This window comes from Desulfocucumis palustris, from assembly GCF_002933875.1.
Classification (GTDB): domain Bacteria; phylum Bacillota; class Desulfotomaculia; order Desulfotomaculales; family Desulfocucumaceae; genus Desulfocucumis; species Desulfocucumis palustris.
The window spans coordinates 1-5,722 of record NZ_BFAV01000175.1; the positions used below are offsets into that span (position 1 = coordinate 1).

7 protein-coding genes are annotated in these 5,722 nt (G+C 45.9%); 4 read left to right on the forward strand and 3 right to left on the reverse strand.

Going from position 1 to position 5,722, the window contains the following annotated elements:
* Positions 1-282: 282 nt before the first annotated feature.
* The 4 genes from sigE to DCCM_RS17385 all read left to right on the forward strand — a co-directional run bounded on the left by sigE (position 283) and on the right by DCCM_RS17385 (position 3,409).
* Positions 283-999, forward strand: a complete 717-nt coding sequence (gene sigE / locus DCCM_RS17370) for an RNA polymerase sporulation sigma factor SigE (protein ID WP_373855524.1) — start codon at positions 283-285, stop codon at positions 997-999.
* 152 nt (positions 1,000-1,151) lie between these two features.
* Positions 1,152-1,925 (forward strand): RNA polymerase sporulation sigma factor SigG, encoded by a 774-nt coding sequence (gene sigG / locus DCCM_RS17375; protein WP_104373657.1) that lies wholly within the window; start codon positions 1,152-1,154, stop codon positions 1,923-1,925.
* Between the two features lie 228 nt (positions 1,926-2,153).
* Positions 2,154-2,963: a stage II sporulation protein R gene (locus tag DCCM_RS17380; protein WP_104373658.1), complete on the forward strand. Its 810-nt coding sequence runs from the start codon at positions 2,154-2,156 to the stop codon at positions 2,961-2,963.
* A 158-nt stretch (positions 2,964-3,121) separates the two neighbouring features.
* Complete coding sequence (locus DCCM_RS17385; RefSeq protein WP_104373659.1) at positions 3,122-3,409, forward strand: YlmC/YmxH family sporulation protein; 288 nt, start codon at positions 3,122-3,124, stop codon at positions 3,407-3,409.
* An 89-nt stretch (positions 3,410-3,498) separates the two neighbouring features.
* Here DCCM_RS17385 and DCCM_RS17390 read toward each other — a convergent pair whose 3' ends face one another.
* From DCCM_RS17390 to DCCM_RS17400, 3 genes are read right to left on the reverse strand one after another with little or no spacing between them, the layout of a single operon-like run.
* Entirely contained in the window at positions 3,499-3,690 is a 192-nt protein-coding gene (locus tag DCCM_RS17390) for a cysteine-rich KTR domain-containing protein (protein ID WP_373855523.1), read from the reverse strand.
* Positions 3,680-4,966, reverse strand: a complete 1,287-nt coding sequence (locus tag DCCM_RS17395; RefSeq protein WP_104373660.1) for an MFS transporter — start codon at positions 4,964-4,966, stop codon at positions 3,680-3,682. The genes DCCM_RS17390 and DCCM_RS17395 overlap by 11 nt, the downstream gene beginning before the upstream one ends.
* Entirely contained in the window at positions 4,959-5,504 is a 546-nt protein-coding gene (locus tag DCCM_RS17400; protein ID WP_104373661.1) for a MarR family winged helix-turn-helix transcriptional regulator, read from the reverse strand. Before DCCM_RS17400 ends, DCCM_RS17395 begins: the two co-directional genes overlap by 8 nt.
* Between the last annotated feature and the right edge of the window lie 218 nt (positions 5,505-5,722).

Genomic DNA, 5,722 nt, shown 5'->3' on the forward strand with positions numbered 1-5,722 from the left:
CCTCTATCTAAGGTTAGGGGACACACCTCTATCTAAGGTTAGGGGACACACCTCTCTTTGGAGCATGGCTTTCGGGTCAGAGGAATGTCCCCAATGAATATGGCTTTCGGGTCAGAGGAATGTCCCCAATCAATATGGTTTTCGGGTCGGAGGAATGTCCCCAATGTATATGACTATGGGGTGAGGAATGTCCCCAACGTATGTCCGGTAGGGGAATAACCCCTTCAGAACCCAAGGCGCACTTATATATTTAGAAAGGGAGGTGGTGGATCATTGCCTGCTATCTGGCAGATTAAATTGTTTTTCCGCCTTACGGTGGTGCGGGTTATGCAGTGGCTGGGCGAATACCCCGAGGTATATTATGTGGGAAGCAGCGAGGCGCTTCCGCCGCCTCTTTCCACCGATGAGGAATCTTTTCTGATCAACAGGCTGGAAGCCGGCGACGGGGCGGTGCGCAGCGTTTTGATCGAAAGAAATCTGCGGCTGGTGGTTTACATCGCCAGGAAATTTGAAAATACCGGAGTGGGCATTGAGGATCTGGTGTCCATAGGCACAATAGGCCTTATTAAAGCCGTGAACACCTTCGACCCGGCAAAAAAAATAAAATTGGCCACATACGCCTCCCGCTGCATTGAAAATGAGATATTGATGTACCTGAGAAGGAACAACAAAACCCGTACGGAGGTTTCCTTCGACGAGCCGCTGAACATCGACTGGGACGGCAATGAGCTGCTGCTGTCCGATGTGTTGGGGACGGAGAACGATGTGATTTACAAATTAATTGAAGACGAGGTGGACAGAAAGCTTCTTTATCTGGCCCTGCAAAAATTAACCGGAAGAGAAAGGAAAATAATGGAACTCAGATTCGGGCTGAACAACGGGGCGGAGAAGACCCAAAAGGAAGTGGCGGACTTGCTGGGTATCTCCCAGTCATATATATCAAGGCTGGAAAAAAGAATAATAAAAAGACTGAAAAAGGAGATGCACAGGATGGAATAAAGGCTTATCCTGGGGCTTTTAATAATTAACCCTGCCGGAAGCGGAGAACCCGGCGGGGTTTTTTGCTTTTATAAAATGTATAAACCCACCGGGTGAAGGTAATAATGAAATTGAAGTCGGTGCAAACAGTAAAAAGAGGGTGGGAGTCATCCATGTTGGTCAACAAGGTGGAAATCTGCGGTGTTAATACTTCAAAGCTCCCGGTACTGACCGGGGCACAGATGCGCGCCCTCTTTGAAGCCATGCATAAAGGCGATATAAGCGCCCGGAGCCAGCTTATTAACGGAAACCTGCGTCTGGTGCTCAGCGTGATACAACGTTTTACCAACCGGGGAGAGTATGTTGACGACCTTTTTCAGGTGGGCTGTATAGGGCTGATGAAAGCCATAGACAATTTCGACCTGTCCCAGAATGTTAAATTTTCCACCTATGCGGTTCCCATGATTATCGGTGAAATAAGGCGTTATCTCAGGGACAACAACCCCATCAGGGTTAGCCGCTCTTTAAGGGATGTGGCGTACAAGGCGTTGCAGGTGCGGGACTCGCTGGTAAATAAATATTCCCGGGAACCTTCGATTAATGAAATAGCCGGAGAACTGAACATGCCCCGGGAAGAAATTGTGTTTGCCCTGGACGCCATTCAGGAGCCCATTTCACTTTTTGAGCCCATTTATCACGATGGGGGAGATCCAATATTTGTGATGGATCAAATCAGCGATGAAAAAAATCATGATTACAGCTGGCTGGAAGGTATAGCCATACGTGACGCCCTGCGAAAATTAAGCGACCGGGAGAAGCATATACTATCCTTAAGGTTTTATGAAGGCAAAACCCAGATGGAGGTGGCCGAGGAGATTGGAATATCCCAGGCCCAGGTGTCCAGGCTGGAAAAGGCGGCTTTAAGCCATATGAGGAAATATTTGTGAAAATGAAGTTAACCCCGGATATGGAAAATCCGGGGTTTTTGCTGTCTGCTCCGGGCGAATTCCAGGGCGAATTAATTTTCAGGGGGAAACTTTTAAATAATCAACTTTTCATCTATAGCTGATGCTTTTTCAGATGTTTGCGGGGGAAATGCTGTTAAATTGTATAAAACCAGGTTATTGCGGCCAAACTTTAACTATACAGTTAGTGTTTGAGGGAGAGTAGAATATATGAACAAAAAAGCAATAGCCGCGTTAATAGCAGTATTAATAACGGCATTTTCATTCTGGGGCTGGCACTTGTATAACAGCACCGTGGACGGCTTTAGGAGCGGCAATCTTATCCGTCTTCATATAATTGCCCACAGCAACAGTCCCCTGGACCAGGCCCTGAAATATATGGTCAGGGACGAGGTTATCCGTACCATGACCCCGTATTTTGAGGGTGTTGAAAGCGCTGGGCAGGCCAGGGCGGTGGTGAGCCGGCACGCCGGGGATATAAGCTCGGCGGCCAGGAGGGTTCTGCTACAATCAGGCTGCAGCTACCCGGTGACGGTATGCATGGGAAGTTACCGGTTTCCGGACAGAACATACCGGATAGAACGTGAAGGTATTCCGGCGGAACTTACCCTTCCCGCCGGAAATTATCAGGCAGTTCGGGTGATAATCGGCGAAGGAAAGGGCGCCAATTGGTGGTGCGTTCTTTTCCCTCCCCTGTGCTTCACCGGCCAGTCGGAAATACCGGACGCCGCAGCCGAAAAAAAACCTTCCTCCATAGTCCCCGAGGATGGCGCGCCGGCTGTCGGGAATTTGCCTGATAATGAATCAGGCGGCCTTGAGAATAGCGGCGGAAGTCCGGGGAAAGCGGCCCTGCCTGCGCTGTCGCCGGATTTGCCCGCCGGCTTTGGCGATGGAGCGGTTCCCTCCAAAGCAGGCCGGAGTGAGGATGAGGAGGAAATTCAACCCAGGGTGGTATTTAAATTTAAGTTTATGGAACTGGTCGCGGACTCCCGGGAATGGCTGGGCAGGCTTTTTAGCTAATTGGGCCTGTCCCGGCCATATATTTTTTTAATGGTAAAGCAATATATGAAACTAAAATGGAAGTAAGCGCAATATAAATATAACAGCAGATAGACAGGCAGCAGGTTATTTAACCTACCAGTTAAAATATTAACAAAATACCGGGGGGAATCCTGCGCATGGTTAAAATATCCGATCTCAGGATGAGGGAAGTCATTAACATAAATGACGGCAGGCGGCTGGGGCCTATTAAGGATATAGACATTAACATGGAAGAGGGTAAAATCAACGCCATAATCCTGCCCGGACAGGGAGGCAGGATCATGGGGTTTTTTGGCCGTGAGGATGAAATTGTAGTTCCCTGGGACAGGATAGTTCGCATCGGGGTTGATGTCATACTGGTGGATTTGCGGCCTCCCCAGGAAGCCCAGGCCCAGGGCCATTTTGTTAGCGATAAGTACTGGTAGCGAAAAAACAGATCCAACCTTTGGCCTTCCAACGCTGACTTTCGGTGAGGGAGGGAATGCCCTCAAATTTTAAAATGGCGACTACCGATTTATCGGCTCTGCGTCTTAGCGTCTGGCTCTTTAATAACTGATATATTAAATTGTCGCACTGTAATGATGGTTTCCTGTTTGCATTTCGGGCAGAATAGAGGAGAATTTTCAAGGACGGTATCTTCTCGAATTCTAAGCCGGGTTTTATTAACACAGACAGGACATAGTATCCATTTTTCTTCAAGCACCATTAGTCACCTGCTTTCTTGTTTTTTCTGTTTCATGGTCAATCCCATAGAAAATACGGCGGGTAAAGACACTAATTCCTGTCATTATCAATGCTGCTATATAAAACGGAAGATATGTGTCACTTCCTATATGTTCAAAAACAAACCCATAAACGAGCTGTCCCAGAGGAATTGTACACATAACAACGCACATAAAGCATGAAATGACTTTTCCGATTAAATCGTTTGGTGTTAAAAGTTGCAGATATGTCATCATCTGAATTTGGAATAATGTGTGCAATGTCAATAACAGACCACCTCCAACTATTAAGATGATATAGATTCCCATAGGTGCGCTCAGCGTTTGCAGCGCAATTCCTTCTAAGAGTATGGACAAAGAGCACCCGATCAGAAGGACGGGACTTGTCTTTGACCTCAGTCTGTTGGATAATACTCCGGCGAGCAAGCCACCCAAGATGGCCCCTGCCGCAATTACGCCTTGCGCATATCCATATAACCGATTGGCGGTATCCGGAGCAAAACCCAAATGCCGGGTAATGATAACCGGAAGCGCAATCGTAATCAACGAAGTCAGCAATAAATTAGAAGAAGCAAATATTAAAGATATTTTCCAGATGACAGGCCGCCCTCCGAACATAAAGCTGAAACTTTCTTTAAGGTCGCCAAGGCCGGTAACAAAGATATTTCCGGTTGTTTTCCTCTTTTCAAATGGAATGCAGATAAAAATCTCCATTACCGCAGCCGCGAAAAAACAGCCGATACTTACATATAAAACAGGTGTTAATCCCAAAATAGAAAACAGAAGACCTCCGATTACCGGCCCTGCCATACTGGACATAGAGTTAACCATATCAACAACCGAGTTTGCCTTCATGATATGTCCCGATTCCACCAGAACAGGCACGCTTGCCTTAACCGCTGGCTGATAAGCGCCCTGTATGCCATACAACAGGATCATTGTAATTGCCATAAGCGGGACAATATCTATTCTCCCGGCCAACAAATAAAACAAGAAAATGAGTATGGCTGTGCCAAAATCTAAAACTACCATGATGTTCCTCTTGTTGACACGGTCGGCAATGATTCCTCCTATCGGGAACAGTAAAATCATTGGAATAAAAGATACTGCCAAAATTATTCCAAATAAAACAGCTGAGCCTGTTTGATTGAGCAGGTAAAGCGGAAGCGCATACCTTAATATTTGATTGCCAAATATAGAAATAATCTGGCCTATCACAACGAGAATAAAATCTTTTGAAAGTATTGTGTTTTTACCCATGGTTATTGGTTCTCCTCTTTAGAAAATTTTGATGATATTGCAGTATGTTATCTGCTTCACTTGCGTTATAGTTCATGTGTTCCTCAAAGCCTTCTTGCTCCATACCATCGAAGCGATACAGCTTTTGGAGAAGCGTCCACAGGGTTTCTAAATCTTCCGTCGTAAAATCATGGAAGATATCCGCTAAAAACTCATCTACGCGTTCTGAACACGCTCTGAAAGCCTGCTCTCCCTCTGACGTAATGGTGACATTGACCGCGCGTTTATCCCGTTCATTTGGCGCAATGGATAGGTACTTCTTTTTTTCCATAGCATCAACGATCTGTTTCGCGCTTTGCTTGGTGGTCCCCAGTTTCCGCGCAATATGATTGATTGTTGCGTTTCCGTCCGGCGCATGGATAATGGCAGGTACTGCCAACATTTGACGGAGCGTTAAATCTTGTAAATATTTGTCGCCCTGCATTTGCAGTTTGTTGGTCACGGAAAACAATGTCACAAGAGCTTGCTGTGCGAAGAATAAATCCCGTGCTATATCCATATGATGTATCCCCTTTCATTGGACATTATATTGTCTAATGAAGAGTATGACACTTTTTGCTTTCGATTGTCAATATACTGTCTAAAAATCTTTTAACATTCTTTCATGTTCAGTATCAGCGGCTAGTAGAGTGATTCCAAATTATAGTTGCAATAATATCTAGCAGGGTATACGATTCTCTTAACGAAATTAACGTTAGGGGGATCATTCTATGCCAT